This window comes from Streptomyces sp. NPDC054863, from assembly GCF_053610825.1.
Genome location: NZ_JBSGZD010000082.1, coordinates 9,860 through 28,516, shown reverse-complemented (window position 1 = coordinate 28,516; position 18,657 = coordinate 9,860). Strand labels below are relative to the sequence as shown.

6 protein-coding genes are annotated in these 18,657 nt (G+C 72.7%); 1 reads left to right on the top strand and 5 read right to left on the bottom strand.

Features of this window, described 5'->3' with window-relative positions; all coding sequences use genetic code 11:
• Positions 1-544: ATP-binding cassette domain-containing protein (locus ACWGIG_RS17220; RefSeq protein ID WP_453322436.1), on the top strand; the 544-nt coding region annotated here is incomplete at its 5' end.
• Positions 545-661: 117 nt separating this feature from the next.
• Here the strand turns inward: ACWGIG_RS17220 and ACWGIG_RS17215 are convergent.
• The 5 genes from ACWGIG_RS17215 to ACWGIG_RS17195 form a co-directional block, all read right to left on the bottom strand.
• A complete protein-coding gene (locus ACWGIG_RS17215) occupies positions 662-1,096 on the bottom strand; it encodes a hypothetical protein (protein WP_453322435.1) in 435 nt (144 codons plus the stop codon).
• 759 nt (positions 1,097-1,855) lie between these two features.
• Complete coding sequence (locus ACWGIG_RS17210) at positions 1,856-3,226, bottom strand: LPXTG cell wall anchor domain-containing protein (RefSeq protein ID WP_453322434.1); 1,371 nt, start codon at positions 3,224-3,226, stop codon at positions 1,856-1,858.
• Positions 3,227-3,816: 590 nt separating this feature from the next.
• Positions 3,817-4,854 (bottom strand): MASE1 domain-containing protein, encoded by a 1,038-nt coding sequence (locus tag ACWGIG_RS17205; RefSeq protein WP_453322433.1) that lies wholly within the window; start codon positions 4,852-4,854, stop codon positions 3,817-3,819.
• A 115-nt stretch (positions 4,855-4,969) separates the two neighbouring features.
• On the bottom strand, positions 4,970-5,794 hold the full coding sequence (locus ACWGIG_RS17200; RefSeq protein WP_453322432.1) for a PP2C family protein-serine/threonine phosphatase: 825 nt from the start codon (positions 5,792-5,794) through the stop codon (positions 4,970-4,972).
• A 205-nt stretch (positions 5,795-5,999) separates the two neighbouring features.
• On the bottom strand, positions 6,000-18,314 hold the full coding sequence (locus ACWGIG_RS17195; RefSeq protein WP_453322431.1) for an amino acid adenylation domain-containing protein: 12,315 nt from the start codon (positions 18,312-18,314) through the stop codon (positions 6,000-6,002).
• Between the last annotated feature and the right edge of the window lie 343 nt (positions 18,315-18,657).

Below are 18,657 nucleotides of genomic sequence, written 5' to 3'. Positions count from 1 at the left end.
GGTCTTCCAGGATCCGTACCTCTCGCTGGACCCGCGCCTCACCGCCCGCCGGTGCCTGACGACGGCCCTGCGGCTGCACGGCCGGCCGGAGGACCTGGCGGACGGGCTGCTCGACCGGGTGGGGCTCGGCGCCCGCGAGGCGCAGGCGCTGCCGCACGGCCTCTCCGGCGGACAGCGTCAGCGCCTCGCCATCGCGCGGGCGCTGGCCGTGGACCCCGAGGTGCTGGTCCTCGACGAGGCCGTGGCCGCGCTGGACGTCTCGATCCAGGCGCAGATCCTCGCCCTGCTCGGCGAGATCCGCCGGGACACCGGGGTCGCCCTGGTCTTCGTCAGCCATGATCTGGCGGTCGTCCAGCACCTCACGGACGAGGTGCTGGTGATGCGCCGCGGCACCGTGGTGGAGCAGGGGGCCACCACGGAGGTGCTGGCCGCCCCGCAGCACCCGTACACCCGGCTGTTGCTGGCCTCGGTGCCACGCGCGGGCTGGGACCCTGCGGACGCGGTCACGGCGAGGGAGGCGGCGACGGCGGTGCCGAGCGCCTGAGCCGTGTCCGGTACCCCGCCCGGCAGGCGGGACCGTGCGGTGGTGCGCCGGTGGGCGAGGGACCGGTGGGACAACGCGTTCCGGACCGCGGCCGGTTTCGGTGCCGGGCCGCCGCGTTCAGCAGGGGCGGCCGGCCTGACCGTCGAACCGCGCCCAGAGCGGCGTCCAACTCCGGCTGTAGAGCACGAGGTTGGAGTCGGCCTGCACCCGCAGCCAGGCGCCCTGGCCGCCGCAGCCCTGGGTGCCGAGGCTCCACCGGGGGTTTCCCTGCCCGTCGTAGAGGACGACATTGCCGTCCCGCTGCATCCACAGGGACGCGTTCCAGCTCTTCGTGTCCGTCTGCCACAGAGCCTTGTAGCCGTCGAACGTCTCGTGGAAGTACAGCACGAGGTCGCCCTCGTGCACCCACAGCTCGTACCACTGGCCGATGCCGCTGTGCACGGCGATGTACGTCCCCTCGGTCAGGCACTCGCCCGGCTTGAGGTAGTCGTGATAGCCCCAGCCCTGCGGCGGGGTGGTGCACGAGGGCGCGGGCCAGGCACGGGGGCTCACACCCTGCGCCCCCTCGCCGAGCAGCCCGCGTTTGCGGGCCTCCTGGAGGGTGGGCAGACCCTTGAGCGGTGCGGACTTGAGCAGGGGCGTACCGGGCCCCGGTCCCGGCGGGAGGACCCGGTCCGCGGCAGGGGCAGGGCCGGAGGGCGCGGACGGGACGGGCGGGACGGCGGCAGTGGCAGTCGGGCCACCGGCGACGAGGGCGGTGGCAGCGAGGGGTCCCGGCCCCCCTGGACGAACGGTGGGCGGAGCTCGACCAGTTGGGCATGCGGTGGACTCGACCACGGGGAGGCGTACGGGGCTTTACGGGCGTTGCACGGGTTGTGCGCGGCTGAAGCCCCGTGCGCGCACGCCCTCGTCCACCCCCAGGGCCAGGACGGCGGGGAGCCGGTGCTGTTGACCCGCGACCGCAACCTTCGGCAGCAGGCCCTGGACGCGGGCCGCAGGCACGTCCCCGAGGACTGGCGGCACGGCGTGACCGCCCGCCTCGGGGACCCCGATCCGAATCCGGAGATCGGGGAGCGGGAGCTCGGGCGTGTGGCCGGGCGGCCCCCGCCCCCTCCCCCACCGATGTGCCCGCCCTCTGCGGGCCGGCCCGTCGGTGGGGTCGGTCGTGGCGTGTGAGACCCGGCCCGAGCCGGCGTGGAGATCCGGGCAGCAACCGTGCCAGTGGCTCGGCTCGGGCCGGCTCAGGCCTGCCGGCTCGCCATCCGGTCGGGCCGGCTCAGGCCTGCCGGCTCGCCGTCCGGTCGGGCCCGGTCAGGCCTGCCGGCTCGCCTTCCGGCGGCGTACGACGACCATCGCGCCCGCACCGAGCACGATCGCCGCGCCCGCCGCGAGGGCGATCTGCGTGGTGCCCGAGGAGCCCGTGGCGGCGAGGTTGCCCGCGTCGGTGGTGACCGGGGTGGTGTTCGCGTTGCCCTGTGGGACCGGGACGTTGGCGGGGTCCGTGACCGGGGTGGGCCTGGAGTCCGGGACCTTGCCCGGCTTGCTGCCCGCGGCGAGGATCGAGAACTGGTACTCCGTCAGCTCGTTGACGCCGCAGGAGCCGTCCTCGTTGTAGAAGTCTCCGGCCGCGAAGGCGATGCCCTCGGCGGCCGGGGCCTTCTTGTCGACCGTGAGGCGCAGCTTCAGGTCGGCGGACTTGCCGGCGTCCAGGTTGGTGACGGTGCCCGCGTACTCGGCCTCCTTGACGTCCTTCCAGTCGGAGGAGCCGGCTGCGGCGGCCTGAAGGTGCAGCATGCTGCTGATGTCGTTGAAGTCGCTCTTGCTGGCGCCGTAGACCACGGCGAACGGGGTGACCTCGTCGATCTTCTTGTCCGTGCCGTTGGTGACGCGGAGGGTGAAGTTCACCGTGGTACCGGCGACGACCTTGCCCGGCAGTCCGACCAGCGTGGTGCCGAGCTTCGCATCGACCTTGCAGTCCTCGCCGACCGGCGGCTTCGTGGGGTCGACCGGCGGCTTGGTGGGGTCGACCGGCGGCTTCGTCGGGTCCGGAACACCGGCCTCCGCCTTGGCCTTGTCGTACGCCTTGACCGCGTCGTCGTACGTCTTCTTCGCCTTGGTCACCTCGCCGGCCGCGTTGTCGGCCTTCATCTTGGCGTCCATGTACCCCTTGAAGAGGCCGCCTTCGGTGAACGCGACGGTCCGCTTCGCTTCCATCTCGGCCTTGGCGGCGAGGTCGGCCTTCTCCTGCGCCTTCGTGACGGCATCCTTGGCCTTGGTGACATCTGCCTCGGGGGCGCCCGCGGGCAGCTTGTCCAGGGCCTCCTGGGCCGTCTTCAGCACCTCGTCCGCCGCGGTCGACGCCTCTTCCGCGTCCTTGGCCTCCTTCTTCAGTTCGGCCAGGTGCTTCCGCGCGGGACTGTCGTCCTTCAGGTAGTCGTCGGCGTACTTCTGCGCCGCCGCATGCTTGGTGACGGCGGTGTCGTACGCGGTCTTCGCCTCGTCGGCGGCCTTCTTGAGCTTCTCCAGCTCGGCCGGGGTCGGCTTCGGCTTCTGGTCCTGCACCTGACCGGCCTGACCGGCCGGCGTCGCGTCGGCGGCGAACGCCGGGGTGGCCGACAGGAGCAGTACGGGTGCGGTGACGGCGGCGGCAACGGCCGTCGCGAGTATGCGGCGTGTCTTCACGCGGGCCCTTTTCTGGGAAGGGGGTCTCCGGTCGCGGAGACCTCGAAGAGGAGAAGAAAGGACAAAGAGTGGGGGGCGCCGGTGCGGAGTGGTGTCTCACGCGGGCGGCGGTCCCGTGATCGTACGACCGGGGAACGGGCCGGAGAAGGGAAAATTCATGCCCTCCGGAGCCACTGGCCGACACGCGCTTGAACGAACGCGGTCATTCGCGACAGTTGCCCACGGGGCGTGTGTTTTCTCTGTGACGTGATTCACGGGGCCGGTGAGGTGTGTGTTCAGAGCGCATGCGGCGGCCCCGCACGTCCTTGCGTGCGGCTGCGCGTGGCCCCGTGCACACGGTCGTACGAGCCCGCAGACCGCGGCCCGGCTGCTGCTCGCCTCAATCGGAGCGTACGAACCGGCCCTCGCCCACGGCAGGAACTTCGCCCTCGTCTTCCAGGAGTCTGCACCGGCCGGGGCCGTACGGCCGACGCCGGACACCGCGCTCCGGTGGGCACCGCCGTACGCGGACAACGCCACCGTGCTGAGCCCGATGACCGTTCGTGCGCCGGCGTCCCGGGCTCCGCTGCCCGCCTCCGTGGCGGAGCCCGTTACACGCCCGGGAGTCTGTCCGGCCCCGTCGCAGTGTCGCCGGTGCGGGAGGCAACGGCGTGCCTGGCGGACAGTTCGGGCGGAGATTCTCCCGCGGCGAGGTGCTCCAGTACTTCGGCGAGTTCCCGGCAGGCGCTCTGCACCGATCGCCGGGTGGCGCGCTGTTCGGCGACCATCGCGGACAGCATGAGCGCTGTCAGTGCGGCCGCACCGTTGAATGCCTGAAGTTTGACCATGACCTCGATGGCGGACAGACCTGAGAAGGCGCCTTGCTGCGAACTCGCTTCGAAGGTGGTGAGCACGGACGCGAACAGCGCGCACACCATGCTCCCGGCCAACTGGAAGCGCAATGCTGCCCAGATGAGCAGCGGAAAGACGAGGAAGAGCAGACTCAGTTCACCCAGCACGGCCAGGGGCAGGATGATCACGGCCGCGAGGCCCAGGCAGAGCATCTCCTTCCAGCGGCTCAGTTCCACTCGTCCGGCCGCTCCCACCAGCACGAGCAGAAGCGGAGTGACGAGCAGGACGCCCATCGCATCGCCCACCCACCAGGCCAGCCACACGGACCAGAACTCCCCTGTCCCCAACCCGCCGGTCACCACCTGAAGTCCGACCCCTGCCGTCGCGCTGATCAGCATCGCGCCGAGCCCGCCCAGGAACACCAGGGCCAGACCGTCCCGCACACGTGAGACGCCGACCCGGAAACCGACTCCGCGCAGCATCAGAAAGGCGCAGATCGGGGCGATGGTGTTGCCCGCCACAGTGATGAGTGTGAGGGGCTGGGGCACGGTGAGGGAGGCGATGACGAGGAAGGACCCCACGGCGATCCCGGGCCAGACCGACATGCCGTAGACAAGCAGTGCGGCGACGGCGACGCCGGTGGGCGGCCAGACGGGGGTGACGGTCACGCCTTCGACGGTGAGCCGGCCGAGCAGGCCCAGGCGCCCGGCCACGTAGTACAAGAGGGCAACGACCAGCGACTTGAGGACTGCCTCCGAGGACAGGCGGAATCGCCGGGTCACCAACACAGCAGCCATCAGACACCGCGCCGACCGTTTCGGCCATGCGACAGCCCGTGTCGGTCCGAGGGCCCGTGGGCGCGTCCGCAACCTTCGGGGTGGCTCCGTCCCCTCCGCTGCGGGGTGGGTAGCGCTACGGGGCGCTGCCCTCGTGGCCGACGACGAGGACTGCGGCATCGTCCTCATGCCCCACCGTGTCCGCCAGCCGCATCACACCGTCCGCGAGAGCGTTGATGCCCAGACCGGCAGCGGCGGTGATCTCGGCGAGCCGCATCACCCGGCGCAGACCTTCGTCGAGACTCAGTGACGGCCCCTCCACCACCCCGTCGGTCAGCAGCACCACGACGCCACCCGTGGTGAGCCGGTGGCAGACCACGGGGTACTCGGCGCCTTCGAGTACGCCGAGCGGGGGACCGCACTCTCCTTCGTCGACACCGGACCGGCCGTCGGCCGTGGCCCAGATGTGAGGGATGTGGCCGGCCCGGGCACATTCCAGGACGCCGGTAGCCGGATCGAGCCGGAGAAAGGTGCAGGTGGCAAAGAGGTCCGCACCCAGGGAAACCAGGAGATCGTTGGTACGCGCAAGCAGTTCCCCGGGGTCGTTCGTCACGTGGGCCAGTGCGCGCAGGCCCACCCGGACCTGCCCCATGAAGGCGGCGGCCTCGATGTTGTGCCCCTGCACGTCTCCGATGGACAGGCCGAGACGCCCGTCGGGCATGGTGAAGGCGTCGTACCAGTCTCCCCCGACGTTGAGCCCGTGATGGGCGGGCATGTAGCCGGCGGCGAGCCGGACGCCGGGAGGGGTCGGCAGGTCCTGAGGCAGCATGCCGCGCTGCAGGGCCACTGCCAGCTCGACCCGGGAGCGCTGCATCTTCGCGAGTTCCCGGGCCTGGGCAGTCAGCGCCCCGAGCCTGGCGAGCAGCTCGCCCCCGTCGTCGGCGGCCTGTGTACGAAACATTGATCGCCCCGGTTCCGCGAGAGCACCTCACGTCAGTTCAGTGGCCTACCGCCAGGTGCACCAGTGACATGACCTCGCGCCCCACAATGCCCGGGGACGACCACGATCGCACCCTGTCACCCTCGGGCGGCCTGAGATCGGCGGGCACGAGACGGTGGGGACGTCCACGGTGGTGTGCTGCCTGATCTGTGGCTGCCGGCGCACCTCAGGGGCCTGTCGGCACACCGGCCAGGGGGTGCGGCCCGACCGTGTGGCCCAGCAGGTGCAGCGGACCCGCCGTCACCCCTGCGTGTTCCACGGCTTCCCAGTAGGCGAGGGCCGCTGCCTTGTCCACCAGGCCGTGCACCAGCGGCAGGGCGGGGTCCGCCGCGTGCAGAAGTGATTCCACCCGGCACGAGGCGAGGGTTCCCTCGATCCACGGCTGGGCCGGATAACCGGCCGTAGCCGCTGCGGGCAGTCCTTCGGCGACCTCCCGGCTCAGCTCGCCGAGGTGCAGGAGACCTCCGCCCAGCACGAGGACGTCTCTGCGTTCGCGCATCCGCGCCAGTGCCCGGCCGGTGTCGAAGCAATGCGGGAAGGAGTCGTCGACCACCACGGTGCCGGGCGCCAACCGGTCCACGTCCAGCACCGCGCCGGAGCCGCTCACCGCGGTCACCAGCAGCCCGGCCTCGTACACCGCGTCCGGCAGTGCGGGACGGGACTCCGCCACCTCCACCTCGCCCACCTGGCCACGCTCCTGCAGCCGCCGGGCCAACCGCCGCAACCGGGGCCCGCTGCCGGGTACGTCGCACAGCACCAGCCGCCGTGGCGGCCGGGCGGCCCGGGAGAGCAACAGCTCCAGCGAAGAGGCGCCGATCGAGCCGAGACCGGCGAACGCCACCTCCAGGTCCGCGAGGTCCTGCCCGGTGGCTTCGAGCGCCGCGTGCACCGTCCGGACCACCGAGACGACGGTCGCCGCGTGCCCCGTCGTCACGGCCGCCGGTCCGTCCGCGGAGCGCAGCACGTCGAAGCCGTAACCGGTCAGCGACGGAATCATCCCGGCCAGGGAGACGCACCTGGCTCCGAGTGAAGAGGCGAGCGACACCGCGCGGGCGGAGTGTGCGACGAGCCCGGCATCCCGGTCCAGTTCGTCGGCGAAGAGGGGCAGGCAGACGAAGCCCGACCTCCCCAGCGGGGTCAGGACCGTCTCCAGCAGGCGCGGCGCGCCGGCGGGGAAGAGCAGCCCGCGCAGGTGTTCGCGCCGCAGCGAGTCCTCGGGCAGCCCCGCCAGTCGCGCCAGATGGCCGGGGGCCGGCAGATATCCGACCAGTGCGGCGTCCATCGTCCTCCTCCGGCCCGACGGGTCCGACGGGCGGTTCGCGCCACGCCGGCCCACGGCGCGTGCGAGCCGTTCCCTGAGCGCCCGCGCGAAGGCCTCCAGCGCGGCCGGGGAGAAGGCCGCGGCGGACCCTCGCAGCGTCACCCGCAGCCCGGCGCCCTCCGGCCGTACGGCGAGGAAGACGTCCGTCGCCGACGACGGCGGCGCGAACGCGCCGTCCCCGTCGTCCCACGACACGGTCAGCGACTGCTCGTGCGAGGTGGCGGGCACGGAGAAGTCGAGGAAGGTGAAGAAGAACTGCGACGTCAGCGGAAGACCGTCGGCATCGCGGGGCACGATGTCCTCGTGTCTGCGCGCCTCCTCGGCCTCGGCCACGACCCGGCGCAGGGCCTCACCGAAGTCCGCTGCCCCACGCTGGTCGTCCGGCCCGGCCGCAGGCCGTACGGGAACGGCCGTGGCGAACGGGCCGAAGATGCGGTGCACGTCGGGCAGCGGGCGGTCACGGCCGCTCACCGCCAGGCCGACGATCAGGTCCGTACGGCCGGTCAGCCGGGCCAACTGCTGGTAGTAAGCAGTGAGGAGCGGCGCGTACAGAGTCGCTCCCGCCCGCGCCGCGAGCGCCCGCAGCGCAGCCGTCCGATCCGCGTCGAGCACGAACCCCGATGACCGGAAGGGTGCATCCTCACGCCCCGCACCACTGTCGCCTTCCGTTCCGCCTCCTACGGTGCCGCCTCCTACGGTGCTGTTGCCTTCGGTCCCGCCTCCTTCGGTGCCGCGCAGCACCGGGCGCCGGTACGGGGCGTCCACCCGGGCCCGGCGCTCCGCAGCGCCCGGCGCGGCGGCGGGCTGTTCCTCGGCCGCAGACGCCGCCAGCAGGGCGTGGTCGCGGAAGGTGGCGCGCGGCGCGGGCAGGTCCGCGGTGCGGCCCGCGGCCAGACGGTCGTAGACCTCGGTCAGCTCCTGTACGAGCAGCGCGGCGCTGTAGCCGTCGCCGATGAGGTGGTGTGCGTGCACCAGGAGCACGTGCTCATGCTCCCCGAGGCTGAGGACCCGGAGCCGCAGCAGCGGCCAGGCCCACGGCTCGAAGCGCCGCTTCGCCTCGGCCGCCGCACGGCCGGCCACCTCGGCGCGGTCGGTGAGCGTCTCGAACACGACCGGCAGTCGCAGCGAGGGCGGGAGTTCCTGCTGCACAGGTGGCCGGGTACCGGAGGGGAAGACCGTACGCAGCATGCCGTGGCGTTCCACGAGCAGGTCCACCGAAGCCTGGAACACCTCGGGGTCCAGCCGGCCGGACAGCCGCAGCCGCGCCGGCCAGGAACCGCTTCCGCCCGGCGAGATGGCCTCCGCGAGCAGGAAACCGCGCTGGGCCGGTGTGACGGGGAAGGGAGCCGGATGGTGCGCCGTCGTCGCGGCAGCCTCGGGGGCAGCGCCGACTGTGGCAGTGCCGCCGTGCCCTCCCGCGACGGTCGCGTCCACGACCGCGGCGAGCTCGGCCAGGGTGCGGTGTTCGTAGATCACGGTCGGCCGGGGCAGCGGTGCCCCGGCCTCGCCGAGGCGCGCGAACACCTGGAGGACGAGCATCGAGTCTCCGCCCAGGTCGAAGAAGTCGTCCTCCCGGCGGACGGCGTCGACCCCGAGCAACTCCTGCCAAATGGCGGCGAGTTGCTGCTCCGTCGGTGTGCGGGGTGAGTCCTCGGGCGGATCACCGGCACCTTCCTTCCGTACGGGGAGATCGGCGAGCGCACGGCGATCGACCTTGCCCGTCCCGGTGAGCGGCAGCTCGTCCAGCACGGTGATCCGCACCGGGACCATGTAAGGCGGAAGAAGGCCCGCCAGGTGGCGGCGTACCGTGCGCGGCTCCGGTCGCCCGGCTCCGGGACGGGCGGTGACGTAAGCGAGCAGTCGCCCCTCGCGTGCGACGACCGAGGCTCCTGCGATGCAGGGATGCGTCCGGAGTGCTGCCTCGACCTCTCCCGGCTCCACCCGGTTGCCACGTATCTTCACCTGGCCGTCGATCCGTCCGATGAACTCCAGAGCGCCGTCTCCACGGAACCGGACCCGGTCGCCGCTGCGGTACCACCGGCGTCCGCCCAGGACCGTGAACGCCTGAGCGGTCAGCTCGGGTTCATCCAGGTAGCCGGGTGTCAGACCCACGCCCGCGATCAGCAGTTCGCCCGGCTCGTCAGGACGGCAGGGTGCCCCGTCGGTTCCGACGACCGACAGGTCTGTGCCGGTGACCGGACGTCCGATCGGCAGAGTCTTCAGGTCGTCGTCCGGACGCGTGGAGATGACGTGGCAGGTGGCGTTGACGGTCGCCTCGGTGGGACCGTACAGATTCGCGATGCGCTGTCCGGCGCCGAAGAGGTCGAACCACCGGCGTACGTACGAGGCGGGCAGTGCCTCGCCGCCCACGTGCACCCAGCGCAGCGCCGACAGGTCGGGTCGTCCCGCTCCCCGTCGCACCCGGTCCTCGGCGGCCGACAGCAATTGTTCCCACAGTGTCGGGACGGAACTCCACACGGTGATCCGGGTCGCTTCCGCGTACGCCAGGAGCAACTCGGGGTCCCGCAACAGCTCTCGCGGTACGGTCACCACGGCGGCGCCCACCAGGAGCGGCGCGAGCAGTTGGCGCACGGAGGCGTCGAAGCACGGCGAGGCGGTCTGCGCCAGACGGTCACCGGCGCCGTAGCCGAAGGTGGCGAGGGCCCAGTCGAGGTAGTTCTCCATCGCCCGGTACGTGATCGGGACCGCCTTCGGGCGCCCGGTGGAGCCCGAGGTGAAGATGACGTACGCGGTGGCCTCGGCGTCGGGCACGGGTACGGGGGCGAGGTCGTCCGCCCTCGGATCCGGCGGGCCGTCATCAGCTCCCGGATCCGGCGGGCCGTCGCCGCGTACCGTCCGCATGCCGTCGAGGGAGTCGGCGGTGCGCAGGGTCGGCGCGTGGCACACCACGGTGGAGACGTGCGCGCGCTGCAGCTGGTCCGCCAGCCGGGCGGGAGGATGCGCCGCGTCGAGCGGAACCCAGCCGGCCCCGGCACGCAGGATGCCGACCACGCCGATCACGGTGTCAGGACCCGGCTCGGTGAGCAGTCCGACCAACTGGCCCGTGCGTACGCCGTCGGCGCGCAACCGGGTGGCGAGCAGACGGGAGGCTCGGTCGAGTGCCGCGTAGGTCAGAGGAGTTGTGCCGTCTTCCACGGCGGTCGCGTCGGGCATGGCACGGAACTGCCTCAGCAGTCGGCCGACCACACCGCGCCGTGCGTCCACCTCGCCGGGCTGGGCGTCCGCCTCGCCGGGCGGCGTGGGTGCCTCGCCGGGCGGTGTGGGTGCCTCGCCGGGCGGTGTGGGCGCCGAGGGGACGGCGGGGTCCGGTACGGACTGTTCCGGGGAGGTGCCCAGCGCGGCCAGTTCCTCGCGGTACTCCTGGTCCAGCCGGGCCACCGTCGCGGGTTCGAACAGCCGGTCCGGGAAGTTCCACGACATGCGCAACAAGGGCCCGTCCGCCCAGCAGAGCAGGCTCAGCCGGGTTGCGGCCGATCCGGTTCCGGCCGCGTCGGCCCGTATCTCGACCGGGCAATCGGCCCCGAGGCGTGCCGGGAAGCGGGCGAAGCTGAAGCCCGCCGGGCTCACCGTGCGCGGGCCACCGCCGGGCAGGAGGCCGGCCAGGTCCAGACTGCTCACCGCGGAGTGCCGTTCGCTCTCCAGCCAGGTGTGGCGCAGCCGTTGGGCCAGCGCCGTGACCGGCCCGTCGAGGGCCGTCCCGCACAGCAGGGGAAGGGTGTCGGCGAAGGGACCGACGAGCCGGTCCACACCGTCGAAGCGTTCCTCACGCCCGGCACGGGCCACGTTGACCGCGATGTCCTGGCGCCCCGTCCACCGCGCCAGGCAGCGTACGTGGGCGGCGAGCAGCAGATGGAACAGGGACACCTCGTGTGCGGAGGCCAGCCGCTCCAGGCGGGCGGTGAGTGTCGCGTCGAGCGAGCCGTAGTGCTGCCGGAGGGGGCCCGTGGGGGGTGCGTCGGGATCACCGTCGTACGGCAGCCGCAGCGGTTCGCCCCTCCCGGTCAGGCGATCTGCCCAGTAGCGGCGGTCGGCTTCCGACGCGCCGGTGTCGGCGGACCGGGCGCTCAGCGCGGCGTACGTCGCGAAGCTCGGCGCGTCCGGCTCCGGGGCCGGACGCTCCCCCCGCCACAGCACGGTGTACAGCGACCACAGGTCCTCGGCCAGGATGTTCAGGCTGTATCCGTCCGCCGCGGCATGGTGCGCCACCAGCAACAGGTGTGCAAAGGAGGGCTCCTGACGGAGCAGCACGGCTCGCAGGGGCGCTCCGGTGGACAGGTCGAAGGGCTGGTTGCACAGCGCTGTCTCCAGGCCGGCCACCTGCTCCGCACCGCACTCGCGGACCTCGTACCAGGCCGACAGCGGTGCGGCAGGTGCCAGGCGCTGCACCGGCCCCGTGGCCGAGTCCTCGACCCGCATGCGCAGCATGCCGTGCCGCTCCGCCAGTTCGGCCAGTGCCAGGCCGAGCACGTGGGTGTCCAGGGGGCCGCGGACCGTCATGCGCAGGTGACCGCGGGCCGGTACGTCGGGGTGCAGCCGACTGCTGGTGTACAGGGCCAGTTGTACGGGGGTCAGGGGAAAGGGGGCGGAGTCCGCCACCGGCCCGGGCGAGGGCTCTCGTACCCCATCCGTGTCGGCGACGGCCCCGGTGGCCCCAGCAGCTCCGGTGGCCCCGGTGGCCATGTCCAGATGGGCCGTCAGCTCGCGTACGGTCCGGTATTCGAAGAAGAGCGTGGCAGGCAGCTGCCGCCCCACTCGGCGTTCGAGCCGTTTGACGAGGTCGACCGCGCCCAGCGAGTCCAGCCCCATCGAGAGGAACGGCGCGTCGTCGTCCACGGCGGACGCCGGAACTCCCAGTGACTGCGCCAGCAGTTCCCGCAGCACGGCGGATGTGCCGGACGCGGAGGTGCGGGACGCGGAGGTCACCGCGTCCGGCGCGGCGGACGTGGGTCCGGACGTGGGCCCGGTCGTGGGCAGTGGCGCGGGCAGTGGCCTGCGCGCCTGCGCGGGCCGGGTGGACGCGCGATCCGGCGGAACCGCCCTGTCGGCGATGACCAGTTGAGCCAGGTCCGTGCCGCAGACGGACAGCAGGGCCGCCAGGGCCGGCGCGGTTGCCAGCGGGCGGCCCGCCTCATGGGTGAGGACATCGCCGGCGAACGGGGCGGCGAGACCCGTCTGCGCGAACGGCCCGAAGTTCACCGACAGCCATGGCCGCCCCGCCTGCCGCTCGGCGCCGGCGAACGCGTCCAGAAAGGAGTTCGCAGCCGCGTAGGAACCGAGTGCCCCGGCCAGTCCTGGCAGTACCGAGGAGACGGAGGAGAACGCCACGCACACCTCGGGGTGCCGACCCCGTCGGCGCAATGCCTCGGACAGCAGCACGGTGCCGAGCGTCTTCGCCCCCAGCGCCTCTGCCGTCTCCTCCACCCTCGTCCCGCGCAGACTCCCGGGCCGCACCACTCCGGCCGCGTGGAAGAGGGCGTCCACGGGAGGCAGCGCGGCCACCAGCGCCTCGACGTCGTCGCGCACGGCGAGGTCGGCCCGGTGGTATCGGGCGTCGGCGCCGAGACCGGTGAGCTCCTCCAGAAGACCCGCGGGCGGCTGCGGGGAACGGCCCGTGAGGCAGAGCACCGGCCGGCCACGGGCGGCGAGTTCCCGGGCCAGTGCGGAACCGAGGCCCCCACCGCCTCCCGTGATCAGGAAGGTGCCGTCGGCGGGCATCCGGTACCGGGTGCCGGACAGATCCGCCCCTTCCGCCGCTTCCGCCGCTTCTGTTGCTACTTCTGCTACTTCTGCTACTTCTGCCGCGACGGTCCGCACCAGGCGCTGTCCGTCCCGCCAGGCGACGGCCCCGGCCGTCCGCGGCGCCGTCGCCTCGGCGAGGACGGCCCCGAGCCGCTGCCCGGCATCGTCCAGTGAACAGAGGTCGACCCAGTCGGCAACCGTTCCGGCGTACTCCGACGGCACGGCCAGTGCCAGACCGCCCAGCACCGCCTGTGCCGGGTCCGGTCGCTCGCATCCGTATCCGGTGGCATGCGCGTCCTCGGTCACGACCAGCAGCCGGCGGGCCTTCGTCAGTGCGAACAGGGTGAGAGCCTCCTGGAACGCCGTGACCAGCGCACGCTGGATCCGGTCGAACTCCGCTGCCGTGCCGTGACCGGCAGGTCCGGCCAGGAGAAGCACCGTCTCGGGGCGGGTGCCGGGGGCCACGTCGGTCTGTACGTCCTGTTCCGCGAGACGTCGCGTGAGCTCGCGCACGGCCGTCGGGTCGGCGCCCGTCACCAGTACAGGTCCGCAGCGACGGTCCGTGGTCAAGGGCTCGGTCCGCCAGGTGACGTGGCGCAGCAGCTTGCGCTCCCCGGCCCCGGGCCCGTAGTGACGCCGCTGGTACGGATAGGGCGGCAGAGGGACCCGCCTGCGGCCCTCGTCGGGTTCCGCACGATTCAGGCCCACACCGCGAGCCCACAAGTGCGCCACCGTTGCCAGTAGTTCCCGCGCCCCGCCCGCGGCAGCGTCCCGGGGCGCCCGGAAACGCTCCGGCTCGAAGGGGGCGGACAGCACGAGTACCTCTCCGTCGACGTCGGCCGCACCGGCACTCCGGTGCCGCGCGGCAGCCGCGCGTACGGGACCTGTGAGGCTCTCCTGCGAGCCGAGTTCCACGAACGTGTCGTAGCCCTCCTCCAGCAGCCGCGTCACGGCCCGCCCGAACAGCACCGGCCGCAGGGCGTGTTCACGCAGGTGGTCCGGGTCCATGGGCGGATGCCACTCGGCGGTGAGCGTGCTCATCACCGGCAGGCCGGGAGCGGTGACCTGCACGGCGCGTGCCGCGTCGGCCAGGGCCTGGGCGATCGGTTCCATCAGGGGCGAGTGGAAGGCGCGCGACACTTCCAGCGTGCGGACGGCCGCCCCCTGTGCGGAGAGCTTCTCCGCCGCCCGTCCGACCGCGCCGGGGCTTCCGGAGAGCACCAGCCTGCCGGGACCGTTGTACGCGGCGACCGCGAGCTCCCCCGGAGCCGCCGCGACCAGGGCGGCCACGCTCTCCTCGTCGGCTCCCCGCACCGCCACCATCGCGCCCGGCGGGGTCGACGTCCCCATGAGCCGTCCGCGTTCCGCCGCGAATGCCAGCGCGTCGGCGAGCGACAGCATTCCGCCGGCGCAGGCGGCGGCGAGTTCGCCGACACTGTGCCCGACCAGCGCGTCCGGCCGTACGCCCCATTCCAGCAACTGCCGGGCGAGCGCCACCCCGTGGGCCACGAGCAGTGGTTGCGCCACTTCGGTCGCGGCCTGGGCTGCCGCGTCCACTTCGGAATCTACGCACCAGCCGGTCAGCTCCCGCCCGTTCACCGCGCCGACCAGGGCGGACGCCTCGTCGAGTGTGTCGCGGTAGGCCGGCGCCGTCGCGTGGAGCGCACGGCCCTGGCCCGGCCGGAGCGCGCCCTGGCCGGGGAACACGAAGACGGTCCGCGGACGGTTCGTCACCGTCCCCGTGACCGTTCCCGGCAGGCGGTCGCCACCGGGGCCGGCCGCCGCGGCCAGGCGTTCTTGGAGGTCGCCGTCGGCCACCACGGCGAGGCGGTGGGCACCCTCGTCGCGTGAGGTCGCCGCGGCCAGGCACACCTCGCCCTCGTCCAGCTCCGGGTGGCTGGACAGGTGCTCCAGGAGACAGGCCGCCCAGGCGTCCAGACCGGCTCTGCTGCCCGCCGACAGCGTCATCAGGTGCGGGCCGCCGCCCCGGCGCTGGGCCTGCCCCGCAGCCGGCGGCGCCTGCTCCAGCACCGCGTGCGCGTTCGTGCCGCCGAAGCCGAAGGCGTTGACGCCGGCTCTGCGCGGGCCGGACGACGGCCACGCGACCGGCTCGGTGACCAGTGCGAATCCGGACCGCTCGACCGCGGGCGACGGCGGTGTGTGGTGGAGGGAGGCGGGCAGCCTGCCGTGTCCGAGCGCCAGCACCACCTTCACCAGTGAGGGCAGGGCAGCCGCGTTCAGCAGATGCCCGATGTTCGTCTTCACCGAGCCGAGCAGCCGCGGCCGGCCGTCCGGGCCGGCCGGGAAGACGTGCGCCAAGGACCGCAGTTCGATGGGGTCGCCTATGGCCGTGCCCGTCCCGTGGGCCTCGACATAGGTCACGGACGCCGGGTCGACGCCACAGACCTCGTACGCGCGAGTGATCACCTCCCGCTGCCGCAGGGGGTTGGGCGCCATCAGGCTCAGCGACGCGCCGTCGTTGTTGACCGCGGTGCCCCGCACGACGGCGAGTACCTCGTCGCCGTCCCGGTGGGCGTCCGGCAGGCGTCGCAGGACGAGGGCCGCACCTCCCTCACCGGGTACGAACCCGTCGGCCGCCGTGCTGAAGGCGCGGCTGCGTCCGCCGGGCGACAGCGCCTGTGCAGCCTCCAGGGCCTGGTATCCGTCCGGAGTGAGATGAAGGTTGACCCCGCCGACGACGGCGATGTCGCACTCGCCGTCCGCGAGGCTGCGCCGCGCCAGGTGCAGGGCGACCAGACCCGATGAACACGCGGTGTCCACGACGAGCGCCGGACCGTCCAGGTCCAGGGACTGCGAGACCCGGGCGGCCATCAGGTTCGGCAGATTGCCCGTCAGGGTCGTCGCGGACGGTGCCGGGGCGGGAGAGGCACCTGCGAGGATCTGCCGGTAGCCGCTGTCTCCGGCGGCGGCGAAGACACCGACCCTCAGGCCGAGCCGTCGGGGTCCGGCGTAACCGGCTCGTTCCAGGGCCTCATGAGCCAGTTCGAGGAAGATCCGGGCCTGCGGATCCAGCGAGCGGGCCTCCTCGTCGCCGATGCCGAAATGTTCGGCGTCGAATGCGTAGGGGTCGTCCAGGAACGCCCCCCGGCGCCCGGCGGACGCAGTGGGCGGCGGCCCGGGCGTGGACGCGGCGGGCGACGGCCCGGGCGGCACCTCCTCGGCAAGCGCGGTGGCCCAGCGGTCCGGTGGGACGTCGGTGACGGCGTCGCGGCCTGCTGTCAGCAGTTCCCAGAATTCCTCCGGTGTGCTCGCGCCGGGGAACCGGCAGGCCATCGCGACGACCGCTGTCGCGCTCACGTCGCCCGCCGTGTGCGGCAGGGCCCGTTCGTGCGGGGTGGGCGACCCCGGCGCCGTGTTCTCCCCCGTCCTCTTCCCCGTGTTCTCTCCCGTCTTCTCCTCCGCCGCGGCCAGCAGATGATCGGTGAGCGTGGCGACGGTGTCGTTGCGCATCACGGCAGGGGCCAGGGTGATCTCCAGGACCTGTTCCAACTCGGCAAGCGTCTCCATGGCTTTCAGCGAGGTGCCCCCCAGATCGGCGAACCGGTCCCGGTCGCCGAAGGACTCCTCGGACAGCCCCAGTACGCGTGCCCAGGCGTCGCGCACCGTCTGCCGCACGTCACCGCGGTGGCGGGGCGCCGGGCGCGGCCCCTCCGGACCGGTCGACGGCCCGACCGACGGCTTGGCCGACGGCCCCGTCGACGGCTTGGCCGCTGCCTCGTCCGGGATCCCGGACGACGCGAGGGGCCGGTACGAACCCGCCTCGAAACGCGCGCGCATGCGATGCCTCTGCAACTTGCCGCTCGTGGTCCGCGGGAAGGCCGAAGGCGGCAGCGCGAGTACGCGTACGTCGTCGTGGCGCAGCGCGGCACGGATCCGCCGTGCGACCTCGTCCAGGACCTCGGCGGCGCCGCGTGGCGGCCGGGCCCAGGGGATGAAGACGATCACTCGCTCGCCGCCGGTCGCCGGGTCGGTCGAACCGATCACCGCCGGGTTTCCCGGCGGCAGCCCGGGGCTCTCGCTCGCGACCTCCTCCATGTCGGGGGCGTGGAAGGTGCGGCCGTTGAGGAAGAGGACGTCCTTGTGACGGCCGCTGACACACAGCCGGCCGTCCCGCAGGAATCCCAGGTCCCCGGTGCGCAGCCAGGTGCCGGTGAAGGACCCTGCCGTCGTCTTCGGCAACCGGTGATAGCCGCGGGCGACCTGCGGGCCGCTCACCTCGATGTGTCCCACCTGCCGGTCGCCCAGTGGCCTGCGGGAGTGGTCGGTGATCCGGACCGAGCAGCCGGGCACCGGTACGCCGACGTCCATCACTTCCAGGGCGTCGCCGCCCGGTTCGCGCTCCACCGCCCGGCCCCGGCTGAACGCCGCCCGCTCCAGGGCGACCGGAACGGCCACTTCGCCCAGCGGCGGGAACGTGACGGCCAAGGTGGCCTCGGCCAGTCCGTACACGGGAGTCGCCGCCCGCGGGTCCAGTCTGGCCGGCCGCATCTTGGCGGCGAAGGCCCGCCACACCGTCGCGGAGATCGGTTCGGCGCCCACCAGGATCAGCCGAACGGAGCTCAGGTCGAGCCCGGAGAGCACCTCCTCGGGAATGCGGCGAACGGCCAGCGCGAGCGCGAAGTTGGCGGCCGACAGGACCGTCGCCCGGTGGCTGGCGGCCACGTCGACCCACAGGCGTGGACTCTTCGCGAAGGAGAGCGGAGCGATCTTCACCTGCTTCGCGTGCGCCGCCAGCGGCGCCAGATGGGTACCGATGAGGCCCATGTCGTGGAAGTACGGCATCCAGCCGACCAGGACGTCCCGCTCGGAGAGAGCGGAAGCCGCGATGATCTGACGCAGGTTGGCCACCACGGTGGCATGGGTGAGCTCCACGCCCTTGGGGGCTCCGGTACTGCCGGAGGAGAATTGAAGAAACGCCAGGTCGCAGGGGGTTGGTGTGGCGGGTTGGGCCGGCGTGAGACAGTCCCGCAACGTCTCCAGTCGCAACACCTCGACCGGTTGCGGCAGTTCGTCGGCCACGTTCGCGCATGCCGCGTCCACCACGACGGGCGGGCGGCCGAGGTGCTCCCACACCGGACCGACCTGCCGGGTGTCGGGCGCGAGCGGCACCGGGACCAGACCGGCCGCGAGCGCACCCCAGAACATGGGCTGGAAGTCCTCGCTGCGTTCCGCGAGCAAGGGCAGGCAGGTACCGGGCGCGACCGCCGCGTCGCGCAAGCCGCCCGCGACGCGCAGGGACTCGTCGAGGAGCTGCCGGAAGGTGACGGCCACCTCGCTGCCGTCACCGCGGACGTGGACGACGACCTGTGCGGGGGCCCGGCGGGCCGCGTCCAGCAGTACGTCCAGGAGCGTTTCGGGGTTCATGAGTCCGTTCGTCATGCGTGAGTTCATGCCTGAGTTCCTGCGTGGGTTCCTGCGTGGGTTCCTGCGTGGGTTCCTGCGTGGGCGGAGCGGAACGCGGTCGCGGAGGGTTCCTCCAAGTGTGGTGCAGACAGTGGGGCCCTGAGCCCGCGCCCCGTTCGGAGCCGGGCGCAGCTGCCCGGTAGGGCCTGCCCGTCAGCTTGCGCCGGAGCCGGTGGCCTGTGACGTTCCGTGGTGGAGTGGCTGTGGCCGATGAAGTGCAAAACCCTCCAAGACCCATGGGACATCGTTGTGCCGGGCAAGATCGCCGTGTTCATCCGTTCCGCCGCAGACTTGCGGGACGGGGTGGCCGAGGCGGGCC